Origin of the sequence: Lysinibacillus sp. NPDC094177 (genome assembly GCF_050279145.1) — a bacterium.
Lineage (GTDB): Bacteria > Bacillota > Bacilli > Bacillales_A > Planococcaceae > Lysinibacillus.
Genome location: NZ_JBNNTW010000004.1, coordinates 209,027 through 225,093 on the forward strand (window position 1 = coordinate 209,027; position 16,067 = coordinate 225,093).

General features: G+C 37.0%; 12 protein-coding genes. 3 read left to right on the top strand and 9 right to left on the bottom strand.

Annotated elements, in window-relative coordinates; translation table 11 throughout:
• Nucleotides 1-92: 92 nt before the first annotated feature.
• A complete protein-coding gene (locus tag ACQKNC_RS09100; protein WP_427424533.1) occupies nt 93-287 on the bottom strand; it encodes an endonuclease in 195 nt (64 codons plus the stop codon).
• A gap of 427 nt (nt 288-714) precedes the next feature.
• Here ACQKNC_RS09100 and recU point away from each other — a divergent pair, with 427 nt between their 5' ends.
• Entirely contained in the window at nt 715-1,365 is a 651-nt protein-coding gene (gene recU / locus ACQKNC_RS09105; protein WP_427424534.1) for a Holliday junction resolvase RecU, read from the top strand.
• Nucleotides 1,362-4,073 carry a PBP1A family penicillin-binding protein gene (locus ACQKNC_RS09110; RefSeq protein ID WP_427424535.1) on the top strand — a complete coding sequence of 904 codons (2,712 nt, stop codon included), beginning with the start codon at nt 1,362-1,364 and terminating at the stop codon, nt 4,071-4,073. Before recU ends, ACQKNC_RS09110 begins: the two co-directional genes overlap by 4 nt.
• 423 nt (nt 4,074-4,496) lie before the next feature.
• On the opposite strand, the gene ACQKNC_RS09115 is transcribed toward ACQKNC_RS09110, so the two are convergent.
• From ACQKNC_RS09115 to ACQKNC_RS09140, 6 genes are all read right to left on the bottom strand, one after another.
• On the bottom strand, nt 4,497-4,811 hold the full coding sequence (locus tag ACQKNC_RS09115; protein ID WP_427424536.1) for a YpoC family protein: 315 nt from the start codon (nt 4,809-4,811) through the stop codon (nt 4,497-4,499).
• Nucleotides 4,808-5,470 (bottom strand): endonuclease III, encoded by a 663-nt coding sequence (gene nth / locus ACQKNC_RS09120; protein WP_427424538.1) that lies wholly within the window; start codon nt 5,468-5,470, stop codon nt 4,808-4,810. The genes ACQKNC_RS09115 and nth overlap by 4 nt, the downstream gene beginning before the upstream one ends.
• 12 nt (nt 5,471-5,482) lie before the next feature.
• Nucleotides 5,483-6,211, bottom strand: a complete 729-nt coding sequence (locus ACQKNC_RS09125) for a DnaD domain-containing protein (RefSeq protein WP_427424539.1) — start codon at nt 6,209-6,211, stop codon at nt 5,483-5,485.
• Between the two features lie 159 nt (nt 6,212-6,370).
• On the bottom strand, nt 6,371-7,666 hold the full coding sequence (asnS, locus tag ACQKNC_RS09130; RefSeq protein WP_403002556.1) for an asparagine--tRNA ligase: 1,296 nt from the start codon (nt 7,664-7,666) through the stop codon (nt 6,371-6,373).
• A 28-nt stretch (nt 7,667-7,694) separates the two neighbouring features.
• Nucleotides 7,695-8,888 carry a pyridoxal phosphate-dependent aminotransferase gene (locus tag ACQKNC_RS09135; RefSeq protein WP_427424540.1) on the bottom strand — a complete coding sequence of 398 codons (1,194 nt, stop codon included), beginning with the start codon at nt 8,886-8,888 and terminating at the stop codon, nt 7,695-7,697.
• Nucleotides 8,889-8,904: 16 nt separating this feature from the next.
• Complete coding sequence (locus tag ACQKNC_RS09140; protein ID WP_427424541.1) at nt 8,905-9,387, bottom strand: DUF5590 domain-containing protein; 483 nt, start codon at nt 9,385-9,387, stop codon at nt 8,905-8,907.
• A gap of 590 nt (nt 9,388-9,977) precedes the next feature.
• Between ACQKNC_RS09140 and ACQKNC_RS09145 the strand changes: the two genes are divergently transcribed.
• Entirely contained in the window at nt 9,978-12,026 is a 2,049-nt protein-coding gene (locus ACQKNC_RS09145; protein WP_427424542.1) for a multicopper oxidase family protein, read from the top strand.
• Between the two features lie 105 nt (nt 12,027-12,131).
• Here ACQKNC_RS09145 and ACQKNC_RS09150 read toward each other — a convergent pair whose 3' ends face one another.
• Both ACQKNC_RS09150 and ACQKNC_RS09155 read right to left on the bottom strand, forming a co-directional pair.
• The gene (locus ACQKNC_RS09150; protein WP_427424543.1) at nt 12,132-15,125 is read right to left on the bottom strand and encodes an efflux RND transporter permease subunit; all 2,994 of its coding nucleotides are present in this window, start codon (nt 15,123-15,125) and stop codon (nt 12,132-12,134) included.
• Between the two features lie 43 nt (nt 15,126-15,168).
• Nucleotides 15,169-15,933: a MerR family transcriptional regulator gene (locus ACQKNC_RS09155; protein WP_427424544.1), complete on the bottom strand. Its 765-nt coding sequence runs from the start codon at nt 15,931-15,933 to the stop codon at nt 15,169-15,171.
• Between the last annotated feature and the right edge of the window lie 134 nt (nt 15,934-16,067).

The following is a 16,067-nucleotide window of genomic DNA, read 5'->3' on the forward strand; positions in this document are numbered from 1 at the left end:
CAAAGCACCACATTTTTTATGGTAAAAAATGTATGAAAAATGCTCATATTGAGTTATTTAATTTGCATATGAGATAAGTGTACCAAAGTCTATCATTTTTCACTACTAATAGGCGAACAAGCATTCTTTACTTGCCAGTTCTTTTCTGCTAAGCTTACTTTCTGGCTAACAGATTTGAGCTGCATAAAAAAATGTAAACTCTGTGCATTGTTTTCCAAAGACACTCTCGTTAACAGTAATTGATTGACCAGATCCAACTGCGCAACTAATTGTTTTAACTTGTTCAAAATAACGCCTCCTTTGCTTTAATTTATGTATTCCTCGCATGTATAAAATTCCCTTCATGCGTGACAAAATAAGCGTTAGTTAGCTGAAAGAAGAAGAATTTCGATAAAATTTAGCTGAACTATTCTATTAAATTAAGTTGTCTTCAAAATCGTCTATCAAGTAATGAAGCTAACGTGGATCATAGTTTTTTCTATAAATTAGCTTGGAAATTTCATCTGTTATTTTGACGATTCTCGTGAAAGAACTAGTTATACTACATGATATTTTTCGACTTTAAGTAACGATTATTGTTCAAAGGTCGATTATTTGTTGGTAATTTTATCTATTGTTAATCTAGCATCAATCATACTATCGATGGCAGTGGAGAACTGCTACTTAATCATGGTAAACTATTGTATAATAGCAGTATTATAGAGGGTGATCTAAGTGACAATTCGTTATCCGAATGGGAAATTGTATTCCCCTAATCCAACTGTTCAAAAAACAGTAAAGAAGGGACAGGACAAGGATTTTTCTTTTAGTAATCGAGGAAAAACACTAGAAGATGAAATTAATGAAGCAAACGATTATTATGTAAAAAGGCAACTTGCTATCATTCATAAGAAACCTGTTCCCGTGCAAATCGTCAAAGTAGAGTACCCATCACGAAGTGCTGCAGTTATTCGTGAGGCTTATTTCCGAACACCATCAACAACAGATTACAATGGTGTGTGGAAAGGGCATTATATTGATTTTGATGCAAAGGAAACGGCTTCAAAAACTAGCTTTCCACTAAAAAATATTCACTTACATCAAATGACACATATGCAGCAAGTGACGGAACAAAATGGTGTGGCTTTTATTATCGTTCGTTTCTCAGCTTTTGAACGATATTTTATAGTGCCATACAATGTTTTACAAAAGGCCTGGCTAGCGATGGAAAAAGGTGAACGTAAATCGATACCCTTTTCAACTATAGAAAAGGTGGCTTTTGAAATTCCTACAAGCTATTACCCACGTATCGATTATTTACCGATTATCCAACAGCTCATTGAAGCACAAAGCCATGGGTCTGAAAGTGAGGAGATAGAAGAATGACTGAACGTCGTGCGACACGCGGTGAGCATCAAAAGGCTCTCGCTCAAAAAAATAAAAAAAGCGCTCCGAAATCATCGAAGAAAAAATGGTTCAAGCGCATTACATTAACACTTGTAGCTATTATTGCTGCATGTTTTATTGGAGGTGCTGGGTTATTCGCCTATTATGCTAGTAGCGCACCTGAACTAGATGAAAAATTACTGAAGGACCCCGTTTCCTCTGAATTTTATGATAAAAACGGTGATTTGTTTGCAACAATTGGTGCAGAAAACCGTAAATATGTAAAGTATGAAGATATACCCCAGGATATGATTAACGCTATCCTTGCAACGGAAGATGTACGCTTTTTCGAACACGGTGGTATGGATTTTTATCGCCTCGGTGGTGCAATACTCGCTAACTTCCGTGATGGCTTCGGGGCACAAGGGGCCTCGACATTAACACAACAAGTTGTTAAAAACTCATTTTTACAAAATGAGAAAAAATTAAAACGTAAGGCACAGGAAGCTTGGCTTTCCTTCCAATTAGAACGTAAATATTCAAAAGAAGAAATTTTTGAAATGTACTTTAACAAAATGTTGATGTCAGGTCGTGTTTATGGCTTCGGAACAGCAGCTCAATATTTCTATGGTAAAGAACTTAAAGATTTAACTTTAGATGAAGAAGCATTACTTGCAGGTTTAGTACAACGTCCAAATGCTTACAATCCATTAAAAAATCCTGAACTTGCAGAAAAACGCCGTAATACGGTTCTAGGATTAATGTATCAACATGGTAAAATTACAAAAGCTCAGATGGAAGAAGCAAAGAAAGTAAACATTCAAGCTGGTCTAACTGACGATTCGACACGTCAAAAATTTACTGGCTCTAAATACGATGCCTTCCTTGATGTCGTTATTAATGAACTAGAGAAAAACGGTGATGGTAGTGCAATGGCAGAAGGAATTAAAGTCTATACAACACTTGATCCGAAAGCACAACAAACTGTTGAAAACATTATGAATGATGACAGTAACTTCCCAACAAAAGAAATTCAATCGGGTGTGTCTGTCGTTGATACGAAAACTGGTCAAATTCTAGCAATCGGTGGCGGACGCCATTACGGAGCTGCACGTGGTTTCAACTATGCATATGACTTAAAACATCAACCAGGATCAACGATGAAGCCATTACTAGATTATGGACCAGCTATCGAAAATTTAAAATGGTCAACAGGTCAAACAATTGTGGATGAACCTATGACCTACTCTGGATCAAAACAAACGATCAGGAACTGGGATAATAAATATATGGGTGCAATAACAGCACGTAAAGCTTTGTATGCTTCACGCAACGTTCCGGCTGTTAAAGCATTTAAAGAAGTCGGTCCTGATAAAGCTAAAGATTTTGCTAGTCGTTTGGGTATTAATACTGAAAGTGTTATGGAATCAGATGCAATCGGTGGTGGGGATATTACGATGTCTCCTACGCAAATGGCAGCTTCCTATGCAGCATTCGGGAATAATGGTGTATATACTGATCCTTATTCGATTACAAAAATCGTTTACCGCGATGGTAAAACAACAAAAGACTACACACCAGAGTCTAATGTAGCAATGAGTGATTATACAGCTTATATGGTGACAGATATGTTACGTGACGTTGTCGGAAGTAAGCCTGATGCATCAGGTACTGCTGCCAATGTATCTGGATTAGATATCGCAGGTAAAACAGGTACAACAAACTATTCAAGTGCAGATTTTAACAAGCATAATTTACCGGATACAAGTGTGCCGGATTCATGGTTCGCTGGTTACACAACAAACTATTCAATCGCTATTTGGAGTGGTTATGAAAAACACTTTGATCCAATTACTACTTGGGATGAACGTCGTTTACCACAACATTTATTTAAACAAATAATGAAAGATATTTCGGCGAACGTTGAAACATCACGTTTCAAAAAACCAAACTCAGTTGTGGAAGCTACAATTGAAGTAGGCACAAAACCACTTAAATTAGCAAGTGATTTTACTCCAAGTGAGAAACGTCGTACAGAGCTATTTGTACGTGGTACAGAGCCTAAGGAAGTTTCAAATGAATACGCTATGCCAGAACTTTCAACACCTTACAATGTAAGTGCAAGCCTTGATACAGAAGGTCAATCTATCAATATTTCTTGGGAGCATGATGCAATGCTTAATCCGGAAACAAATGAACCGTTACCAACAACCTTCGAAGTATCCGCTACAAAAGAAGGTGGAGAGACTATTTCTCTTGGTACAACGGAAAGCAAAGACTTAACAGTTAGCAACACACTAAAAGATGGCAATTACACGATTTCTGTCGTGGCAGTTGTAGATGGTACTCGCAGTAAACCAGGTACAACCTCTTTCCAAATAACAGGTATTACTGATGAAAATAAAGAGCCAGATACTCCGGATAAACCTGATGTCGTAGATCCAACAGCGCCTGATCAAAATGGCAATAACGGAGACAACGGTAATCACAATGGTAACGGAAATGGTAACAATGGCAATAACAGTAACAATGGCAATAACAATGGCAACGCTAATGGCAATGGTAACACTAGTGGGAATGGTAACAATGGCAATACAGGAAATAACGGTACCCCACCAGGAAACAATGGCAACAATAATGGTAGCAAACCGCCAACAACGCCAACTGAACCAACCGTACCGGATGACGGTTCCGGTAAAACTGAATAAAATAAAGCAGAGTAGCTTAATGCTACTCTGCTTTTTTGTTGTTGGAAAACTATATGTCTATAAGTCAAAGTGTCACAATAAAGTATGTCTCTTCGGCAAAAAAGGTTGATTTCCGTTCCGGCTGGGCGCTTCTATCGCTAATCCCCAAGGAGTCGCCCAGCCTCCACTCCAATCAACCACATCACATAGAATGTTTCTTAGGCATGGCAATCTAATTTATAGTGATAATTTGAAACTTCAAAAGTTACTTTTTTTTGCGCGAAAACGTAGCGACAGACTGTGGAAATGGCTCAACACTTTGATCACTGAAAAGCGCGAGAAATCAACATTTCTAAAATTGATTTCTCGCGCTTTTAAGGTTTTGACCAGTTATGTACCAGCCTCTTTTTATATCTTGCAGTTTGCTTAATCTATCCGTCTATATTACTTTTTTGTAGCCTGCAAGCGTAACCGTGCTGCTCGTTTTTTTGTTTCCTTAAATAATTCATCGAGCTGACGATAACAAGCATATTGGCCAGGCTTTGCTTTTATAAATGTTAATCGTTCGATACCGTTAATGGGCAACACTTCATCGCCTGCTTCTTGCACTAAGTAATCAAACAATAAAACGGCCTTTTCCATCAATCCTTTTGCTTCGCCATTCCTTGCATCATGAGCTGCATGAATTTTAGCTTCTAGTTCTGTCCACTCTGCAAACCAAGCATCTATTTTTTCCTTTTCAATTGCCTCTACATTCACGTTTCCTTCACCAGCCCTTTTTTCAAACGCTTTTGTCCTTCTCTACAATCATCAAGTAAAGGACATGTATCACAGCCAGGATTTTGAGCCTTACAATGATATCTACCGAAGAAAATTAACTGATGATGTGTTTTCGACCACTTGTCCATCGGTGTTTTTTTCATAATGGTTTCTTCGACTCCAAGCACTGAATCCTTCCATCGACAAAGCCCTAATCGTTTAGACACGCGCTCTACGTGTGTATCCACTGCAAGTGCAGGAATATCAAAAGCTACAGACAACACCACATTAGCCGTTTTACGACCAACCCCAGGCAGCGTAACTAGCGCTTCTCGATTTGCGGGAATTTCGCCGTCATATTCCTCCAGCAGTCGCTGACATAATGCTTGAATGTTCTTCGCTTTATTTCTATACAAGCCAATGGAGCGAATATCCTGTTGCAACTCCTCTAAGGGTACAGCTAAATAATCTTCTGGCTTTTTATATTTTTGAAACAACGTTTTCGTTACTTTGTTTACAAGTACATCCGTACACTGTGCCGATAATAACGTAGCAATAGTCAGCTCAAACGGGTTGTCATGCACTAGCTCACAATGTGCATCAGGAAACATACGATCCATTTCCGCTAGACAATGCTCCCATTGTTTTTTAGTTAACATATCGGAAGCCCCCTATTCTCTTTCTTCTAACCAATTATAAAATGGTACTTTATTTGTCGATTGCGTTTCTTGCTGCATTGAACGAGCTGGTGGTCTGTTAAATGTTTGTTTTTCACGGAACTGCTCGCTTTGCTTCTGTGCAGCCTGTGGTGTCGTAATATTTTTCTTTTTCCACTCTAATAATATACGATCGATATAACGAATACTTAGCTTACCAGCAAACACAGCCTCCTTAAGCGCCTCCTTAATAAGTGCCGGACTGTGCTTATCCTCATCTAACCAAGATCCGATTTTTTCTAGCTCTAAAGGAGATAAAAGACGCCCCATTTCCTCTTCAAATAAGCGGAATATTTCACCCTCTTCTTGTCGAAGTGATGCTGCTGATTTTTGATGTTCCTTCATTTCAATCATCTGCATAATACGCTCCCAAAGTGGGTATACCGAATATTTTTCATATAGTTTGCCATTTGCATCGACGTCGCTTGTTATTTCCAGGAAGCCTTTTTGCATTAATCGCTGTAGACGTGAAGTAATGTCATTGCTAGGCATTGTCAAACGATTCATCAGATCATTAGGCGTTGGAAAATCATTTCCCTCCATATGGAACGCAAGTAAATGCATAACAATAAGTGCCTCATCATCCTCAATATTTAACTCCTTATAAAACTGAAAAAAAAGCTGAGGAATTTGAATCATTTTCTGCTCAGTCCATGTACGGAGTCGATTGTTATTTGTGCTCATATTATACTTGACTCCTTTTTCCATCGTAAGTAGAAAAGCCGCGTAGACATACTACGCGACTTTTAATTTTAACTGCTTTAAAAGGCAGTATTTTATCAGTACCGAAAGTGAAGCGTCCGGTACAAGTCTCCCACCTCAATTTTCGGCGAGAGTTGTTGCTTATGGATATAAACGGTTTAGTAAACGTGGGAATGGGATCGTTTCACGAATGTGCTCCGTGCCAGAAATCCATGCCACTGTACGTTCTAATCCAAGACCGAAGCCTGAATGTGGCACAGAACCTTGTTTACGTAGCTCTAAATACCATGCATAAGCATCTAAAGATAATTGATGTTCTTCAAGACGTGATTTTAATAAATCATAATCATGGATACGCTCAGAACCACCAATTATTTCACCATAACCTTCTGGTGCAATTAAATCTGCACATAATACTACATCATCGCGGTCAGGATGTGGTTGCATATAGAATGGTTTAATGCCTACTGGGTAGCAAGTGATGAATACAGGTTTGTCAAATGAATTAGCAATTGCTGTTTCATGTGGTGCACCGAAATCATCGCCCCATTCAATATCGTCAAATCCTTGTTCATGTAATAATTTAATAGCATCGTCGTAAGAAATACGAGGGAATGGCGCTTTGATATTTTCAAGTTTTGATGTATCACGACCAAGTCGCTCTAATTCTAATTTGCAGTTTGCCAGAACTGATTGCACAATATGCGATACATACTGTTCTTGTACTTCTAGGTTTTCTTCAAATTCCACAAATGCCATTTCCGGTTCAATCATCCAAAACTCGATTAAGTGACGGCGTGTTTTAGATTTTTCTGCACGGAATGTAGGGCCGAATGAGAATACTTTACCTAATGCCATTGCAGCCGCTTCCATATAAAGTTGACCAGATTGAGAAAGATATGCATCCTCATCAAAATATTTTGTGTGGAATAGCTCAGAAGTACCTTCTGGAGCTGACCCAGTTAAAATCGGAGGGTCCATTTTTGTAAAGCCATTGTCGTTGAAAAACTCGTAAGTTGCACGAATAATTTCGTTACGAATTTTCATGATCGCATGTTGCTTACGAGAACGTAGCCATAAGTGACGGTTATCCATTAAAAACTCTGGACCATGTTCTTTTGGTGTAATAGGGAAATCAGTTGCAGCATGTAGGACTTCAATACCAGTTACAGCAATTTCACAGCCAAAGCTTGAACGCTCATCTGCTTTAACCTCTCCCGTAATGTACATTGAAGTTTCTTGAGTCATACCTTTTGCAATAGCAAAAATTTCTTCGCCTACTTCTTCTTTCACAACAACGCCCTGAACAAAGCCAGAACCATCACGTAATTGTAAGAAGGCAATTTTCCCACTTGATCGTTTGTTTGCTAACCAAGCACCTAGCTTGACGGTTTCACCGATATGCTTTGGCATATCCTGAATCATAATTTTTTTCATAGAGATCCTCCAAAATTGGTTAGAAGGATTAGTCTTGCCATTTTGATTTTACAAATGTATCAATTCGACGGACTGCTTCTTCTAATAAGTCTAAAGATGTAGCATAAGATAATCGCATTGTAGTTGGTGCACCAAAGCCAGAGCCCGGAATCACTGCTACGTTTGCTTCTGTTAAAATATCCGCAGCGAATGCATCTACTGAATCATAACCAGTATGAGCCATAGCTTCTGCTACATCTGGTAATAAGTAGAATGCTCCCTGTGGTTTTAATACGTTGAAGCCAGGAATTGCACTTAACTGTGGATAAATTTTTTCAAGACGAGCTTCGAATGCTTGACGCATTTCTTCTACAGCGTCTTGTGGTCCATTATACGCTTCCACTGTTGCATATTGTGCAGTTGTTGTTGCGTTTGATGTAGAGTGTGACGCAAGATCAGTCATTGATTTAACAATGTCCGCATCCCCTGCAGCATACCCGATACGCCAGCCTGTCATAGAGTGAGATTTTGCAACACCATTTACAACGATTGTACGTGCTTTCACTGCATCAGATAACTGTGCAATTGAAAAATGCTCAATACCATTGTATACAAGCTTCTCATAAATTTCATCTGACACGATTAAAATATCTTTTTCTTCCGCAACAGCAGCAATTTCAGCAATCTCATCACGAGAATAAATCATACCTGATGGGTTGCTAGGAGAGTTAATAATAACTGCTTTTGTTTTATCTGTCACAGCAGCTCTTAATTGATCCGCAGTAATTTTATAGCCTTGCTCACGTGTGCCTTCCACATAAACAGGTACACCGCCCGCTAATTTTACTTGTTCTGGATAAGATACCCAATAAGGGATTGGAATAATAACTTCATCGCCCTCGTTTAAAATAACTTGGAATAAAGTGTAAAGAATATGTTTTGCCCCAACACCTACAATTACCTCATTCGGCTTGTATGTAAGATTGTTGTCGCGTTGTAGTTTATCGATAATAGCTTTCTTAAGCACTGGAAGACCACCAGCAGGTGTATATTTTGTTAAACCTTTTTCCATCGAGTCAATGGCAGCGTTTAAAATATTTTGTGGAGTGTTGAAGTCTGGCTCACCAGCACCTAGACCAATAACATCAATACCTTGCTCTTTTAATTCCTTTGCTTTCGCAGTAATTGCTAAAGTTGAAGAAGGTGTTAAAGTTTTTACACGGTTTGCTAATAAATTTTTCATACGGGATCTACTCCTCTTATAAATTCGTAATGCGCTTCCACCAGTCGCCGTCCTTAAACATAATATAGACATAGTTGAGCTTATCGTGATCGTTTAGGTATGTAATTTCCCAAACAGCACCTGGCTCCTCATAGCCTAATTTCACATTGAGGACTTTTTGTACATTGCCTTCCTTTTTTAAAACCGATAATGCTTCCTTTTCCGTAATACCATCTTTTAACAATACGTCCTTAATTGAATCAGCTTCTAGATTCGTCGGAACAAAGACAGCCTTTTTATCACCATATTCATCTACCCCGAACACAGTGACATACGGATGTTTACCATTATATGTGTAGGACTCCGAGACAATTGCGAGGGCTTTGGCATCGAGTGCCAACTGTTCAGCCTTCTCTTCAATTGAACCGAATGGAGCCTCGGCTTTCCAGAGTACTAAAATACTGATGACAAGTGACAATGAAACCATAAAGACAGAAATGAAAATCAACCAGTTTTTCATATATTCACCTTATGTTTCACATCTAGCTTATTCTTTAACACGAATGCCTGATGCTTTTGCAAGTTTATAACTGCGTATACATTCATATTGCTTTCCATTTTTGTCAACCTGCTTTCTTTCCTCATACCACAACATTATACAACAATTTTATACTGTCGTGTTTCTTAATTTCATATATTGTACGTTGTTAAAATAACGTTTTCAAATGATTCGGGTAGTATTTTTTCTCTTTTTCGTTCAGCCCTAAAAAATGATAACCCTTTCAATGGAGAATTACCTATTCACAATTGCAAATTGGAGGTAAAATTCTCGCTAAAAACAACGATAATTCACATATAAAACAGTTCGCATGACCGTCGTTTTTAGCACGGTACAAGCACCAATCTTCTTGCTCAAACAGATTTTTTATATTAATTTTTTTGTATTGACACATGCACCTGTGATTTGCTTTGAATATCGAACTCCTGCAGATTTTAATTGTCGAATTTTTATTATCATAATAATCTCCATTATTGTCCTTGTTGCCTATTATTTTTACCCATATGATAAGGTGATTAGCAATTTTAAGAATGGAAAAGGGACGTGATGTTTTGAGTATAGAAGTTAATCCTACAGATCCAGCAACAATACCAAAATTTGTGGATGAGCTGCCAAAACCGGTTACCGCTAAACCAAAATACTTTAAGGGCCAACAGAGAAAAGATTATTATGAACTTAAAATGATTCAAGCAGAACATTGTTTCCATAAAGATTTCCCAAAATCAATTATTTGGGGCTATAACGGGCTTTATCCCGGACCAACTATCGAAGCAACAAAAGACAAAAGCATTTATGTTAGATATACAAACCTATTACCCTCAAAGCACTTTTTACCAGTCGATTTTACACTTCATGCGGCAAACGATTCACAAGAAGTAAGAACTGTTACACATTTGCATGGCGCAAATGTAGATTGGGAGAGTGACGGCCATCCCGAGGCATGGTATACGAGAGATTATGCACAAATAGGTCCAAAATTTAATAAAGAAATACATGAATATACCAATCATCAACCCGGCACAACGCTTTGGTATCATGATCATGCAATGGCGCTAACTCGTTTAAATGTGTATGCGGGATTAGCCGGTTTTTATTTACTTCGGGATACAGTTGAGGAGCGCTCTAACCTACCTCGTGGTGATTATGAGTACCCCATATTAATTCAAGATAAATCGTTTAATGAAGATGGCTCCCTTTTCTATCCTGATGAACCACCATTCCCTGTTCCGGTACATCCATCTATTACGCCTGGCTTTGAAGGTAATACTATTGTCGTAAACGGGAAGGTCTGGCCATATTTAAATGTCGAGCCTCGTAAATATAGATTTCGTTTTCTTAATGGCTCCAATAGAAGAGGCTATGTCATTAGCCTTTCAAATGGTGAGCCTATGATACAAATCGGAACAGATGGAGGCTTTTTATCAGCCCCTCAAGAAATTCAATCAGTTGAGTTATTGCCGGCAGAACGAACAGATGTCATTGTCGATTTTTCAAAATGTGAAGGTCAAGAAATAACGTTAGTCAATTCTGATGAAATTTTCATTGATGAACATACAAGAGTAATCATGCAGTTTAAAGTATGTCTTCCTCTAAAATGTGAGGATACTAGTGATATACCAGAAAGACTCGCAGCATCATTGGATTTACATCCACACGATGCACATATCGAGAGACATTTACCATTAACTGCTACAACAGATGATTTTGGTAGACCAATGTTATTATTAAATAATCGTATGTATCATGACCCTACTACTGAAAAGCCTGCACTTGATAGTATAGAGATATGGAATTTTATTAATGCTACACAATTTGATCATCCAATTCATCTACATTTAATTCAATTTAAAATACTAGAACGACGTCCTTTCGATATGGAGCTATATCAAAATGAAGGCAGACTGGAATTTACAGGTCCCTCTGAAAAACCGCATGACTATGAGCAAGGTTGGAAGGATACTGTAAAAGCTGAAACAGGGAAGGTTACGAAAATTATTATGCATTGGAAAGATCACGCCGGTCATTATATGTGGCATTGCCATTTCCTTGAACATGAGGATCACGATATGATGCGACCAATACTTGTCATGAAGGACGTTCATCCTGTACAAGAGCAACATGCTGAAATCCAGCATGAAATGCCAGAACAGAAAAACCATGACTCTACTATTGTTACGGGCAATAATAAGCACACTACACCACTCTTGAATAATACTCAATACATCACTCCAACTGAAGAGAAAACAGAATACTCTCATGCTTCTTTGCAATCAGCTTATTTAGAAGACGACATAGAATATAACCCACAAACTATCCCTCTCTTAACTAGTACTCAAAACATTACTCGCTCTACTGAAACAGCTTATTTAGAAGACAATGTGGAATATAATCAAGTATCTACACCACTCTTGAACAATACTCCAAATATCACTTTTTCAAAAGTAGAGCTCCCCAACACATCTTCTTTAAAAGACGTCACAGAACATCAAATTGTTCATAAAGTTTCTGATATAGAAAATATTCCTCAACCAACCTTCCCGTCTACTGAGTTTCAACCTCAACAAAGAAGATCTATTAGGCGTCGGAGAAGATGGTACTAATGTTACATTGATAAAACTACCTTTAAAATGAACTTCCCCATAAAAGTTAGACACAACATCAAACTTTTACGGGGAAGTTCAAAAAAAGGTGATTTCTATGATTTTTTAATTCTTTTTAAATAAACTATAAAGAATAGGTACGATAAACAATGTTAGAAAAGTAGAAGTAGATAGCCCGCCTATAACTACAACAGAAAGAGACTTTGATATCATCCCAGTATCACTCGAAATAGCCATCGGGATTAATGCACCCATTGTTGCAATTGCTGTCATCAAAATTGGGCGAATACGTACGACCCCTGCTTCAATTAAAGCTTTTTGCTTGGTCATTCCACATCTTTCAAATTGCTTCACCTTATCAACTAGAACGATAGCATTCGTCACGACAATACCATTAAGCATGAGTAAACCGATCATTGCTGGCATACCGATTGGTTCCTTCATAATATAAAGTCCAATTAATGCACCAATAATAGAAAATGGAATAGCGAACAAGATAACAAACGGTGCTTTTCCTTCTTTGAAGGTAAAAACCATAACCAAATAAACTAAGATAACACTAATTGCTATGGCAATCGACAAATCTTTGAAACCATCATCCATCGATGCAGATACACCTTCCTTATAATAGCTAATATTTTCAGGAAGCCGTAAGTTATTAATTACCTTATCTGCTTGAGCAGTTACATCTCCTACTTTTTCATCAGTAATAATTCCATAAACCATGATATATTCATTGCCGTTTAGATGAGTAATTGAAGTTATATTATTAATCCTCTTCAGCTCTCCTATTTCATGAAGAAAGACAGGCATCCCCATTGTATTACTGATTTGGAGCTGTCCTAAATCTTTAAGAGATGTAACTTCATCCATTTTCAACCCAAGGTTCACTTCTCTCGTTTCCTCTTCAACTCTCATGGTCGTCACTACATCCCCATTAATGAGTGTTCGAAGGCTTTGTGCAACTATAGCTGGAGTTATTCCTTTTTCAGCAAGTTTTTTATCATCCAAATCGAAAACGATTTCAGGTACATCTCCCTTTAAAGATGTTGTCACATCCTCCATTCCTTGTACTTCTTTTAAAGCAGTTGTAATCTGCTCACTTGCTTTTTTAATATCCTCAAAATCCGCTCCATTTATAACTAGTGTGTATCTGCTTTCTGCCCCTCCTATAATTCCACCAATACCTGAGACTGTCATTTCCTCTGGTTCAGTTATCGTTGTTAATTGTAGTCGAACGTCATTTACATAATCGGTCAAATTTCCAACAGAATCATTGACAACGAATGCAATCGTCGCACTTTCAGATTGTCCGTCAATATTAGTATTAATAAGGTCGATGTCCTTTCGATCTAATAATATATTTTCTACTCTATTTACCACATCAGCTGTTTTCATTGGAGCAGTTCCTTTTGCCATTGTGATGTCGATCTTGAAATCATTCACTTTCTCTTGTGGCAAGAAGGTTGTCCCTAGCCTCGGTGCAATACTGAAAATAGAACCTATCAAAATTAATAATGCCACGGTTAAAGTAACTAAACGATGATGTAAAACCCAAGTCAAACTGTTTCGATACCAAGATTGAAGTCTATTTTCATGTGATTCTTTAGAAGCAATTTTTAATAAAAAGATCTTGGACAATATTGGAACAACGGTTACAGCAACAATTAATGAAATCAACAATGAAATAACAATAGTCCATGCAAGTGGCTTAAAAAAACCACCTACAATTCCTGGCACAAAGGCTAGTGGTAAAAAAACAGCAACAGTTGTTATCGTTGAGGAAGTAATCGCAGATGCTACTTCACCTGTAGCCTGCTCTATTAATTCTTCATTTCTTTCTTTTGAAGCTCTTACTCTTCTAAATATATTTTCAATAACGACAATTGAATCATCTACAACTCGTCCAACTGCTACAGCAATACCAGCAAGTGTCATAATATTTAATGTATATCCCATTGCTTTCAACAATAGAAAAGATGCAAAAATTGAGACTGGGATAGAGATAACGGCAATAATAGTCGAACGAATATTTTTTAAAAATAATAAGGTGATGATGATTGTCATTAATGCACCTAGAAATACTTCACGTAGCATAGAATGGACCGATTGATTAATTTCGATGGATTGATCACGTAAGATTTCGACTTTATAATCTTCCGGAATAGCTAAATTATTTATTTCTTTTTTTACTTGATCAACAATTGTTACTACATTTGCACCACCTTCAGGAATAATGCTGAAACTTACGCCCTCTTTTCCGTTAATGCGTGTCATATTGTTTGTGTAATCACTTTCATATGAAATTTCAGCTATTTCGCCTAAATTCGTGGTTGTAATATTTTGCGAATTTACTTCTTTAGTAAAAAGCTTTATGTCTTTAATGTCCTCAATAGATTTTAGCTTGCTATTTATTCGCACTGGCAATACTTCATTTGAAATGGAGATGTCTCCAGTCGGCATTGAAGGATTATTGGCCAAAATGGCTTCTCTAACATCATTTAAAGTAATTCCCCTTGTCATCAATTGATGTGGCAGGAGTCGAATAGTAACAAACTTTTCCGTTGTTCCACTAATTTCTATATCAGTTATACCTTCTATTACAGAAAGTTGTGGAATTATAGTATTCTTTACAAAGGTTTCAACTTCGTCATTTTTTTCTGAAGCATATATACCCATTGAGAAAATTATTGGATTTCCACCAGGTTTAGTTAATTCATACCTCGGTTCCCCTGCAAATTTAGGCAATTGTAATTTATCTACACTTCTCCTTACTAGCTGCTCTGCTTCCTTCATATCCATTGCCATTTCAAATTCAATAGTTGAATATACGGCATTGGCAATACCGTTCGTATAAACATTCTTTCTACCTTCTAGTTTCATAAATTCCCTCTCCATTTGCTCCCCTATATCATTCATCGCTTGTTCAGGTGAAGCTCCTTGATAAGGAATAACTACTGTTAAATATGGAATATCAATATTCGGATATTTCTCAATATGTAATGTTTGTAATGAATAAATTCCTCCCACAATAATAAGAGGAATTACTAATATCATTGTTAAAGCATTTTTCATACTAAAGCGGATGAACCGTTTCATATTACACCTTCCTCAAACTATTCCTAGTAAATTCTTTCTATCCCTACTCAATTTGTATAACAGGTAACAATAAATCTAATTGAGTAAAGTCATTACCTCGATACCATTCAAGAATAGAGCGTGTCGGCACCCATTTATGTTGAAGCGCATATTGAAGTAATTTTATATATCCGTCCTTGATCGTTGACATTTGTTCTTTAAATGGTAATGCCAGACATATACAAGAAGGCATATGTTCAATAAAATCACTTTCAGCTATATCATTTATTTTTGTATTTTCTGGAATACCAAAGCCGATTTGAGCTTTGATTACATCTTGGCCTGATAAATAATTTAAATAATAACTTTTAATACTAATATTCAATTGTTTTAATTCGTTTGCTCTTTTTTCAAAGTGTGCTCCAAATTTACCCGTTGTGGATTGAGCTGTATACCAAATAATTTTTTCATTACTTTTATCAATCAAATAGATATCATCACGAATGGAGTCACTTTCTAAATAGCGTAAGCTGATATCCAACAAATCACGTTTTTGTTTCATATTTTGAATCCACGTTTTCTTCATTTTTTGGCGAGTTGTTTCATCCTGTTCATGTAAATAATTTTGAATTTCATGAATAGATACATCTGCTAATCGCAAAGTGGATATTAGCTTTACTGTTGCAATTTGACTATCTGCATACACTCGATAGCCATTTGAACTTCTTTCCTCCGGTAACAGTAATTTTTTGGTTTCATAAAAGCGTAATGTACTTTTGGATATACCTGTTCTTTCAGAGAATTCTTGAATTGTCATATATTTTTTCAAATCATCACACCTCTCTTAATTCCAATGTAAACCTTCAACTAACTTGAAGGTCAAGTATTATTTACCATTTTCTGCCGAAGAATAGAATTATTTATCTACAAAAAAAGCCCCTTTTATGGAGCATCAAGGGACTT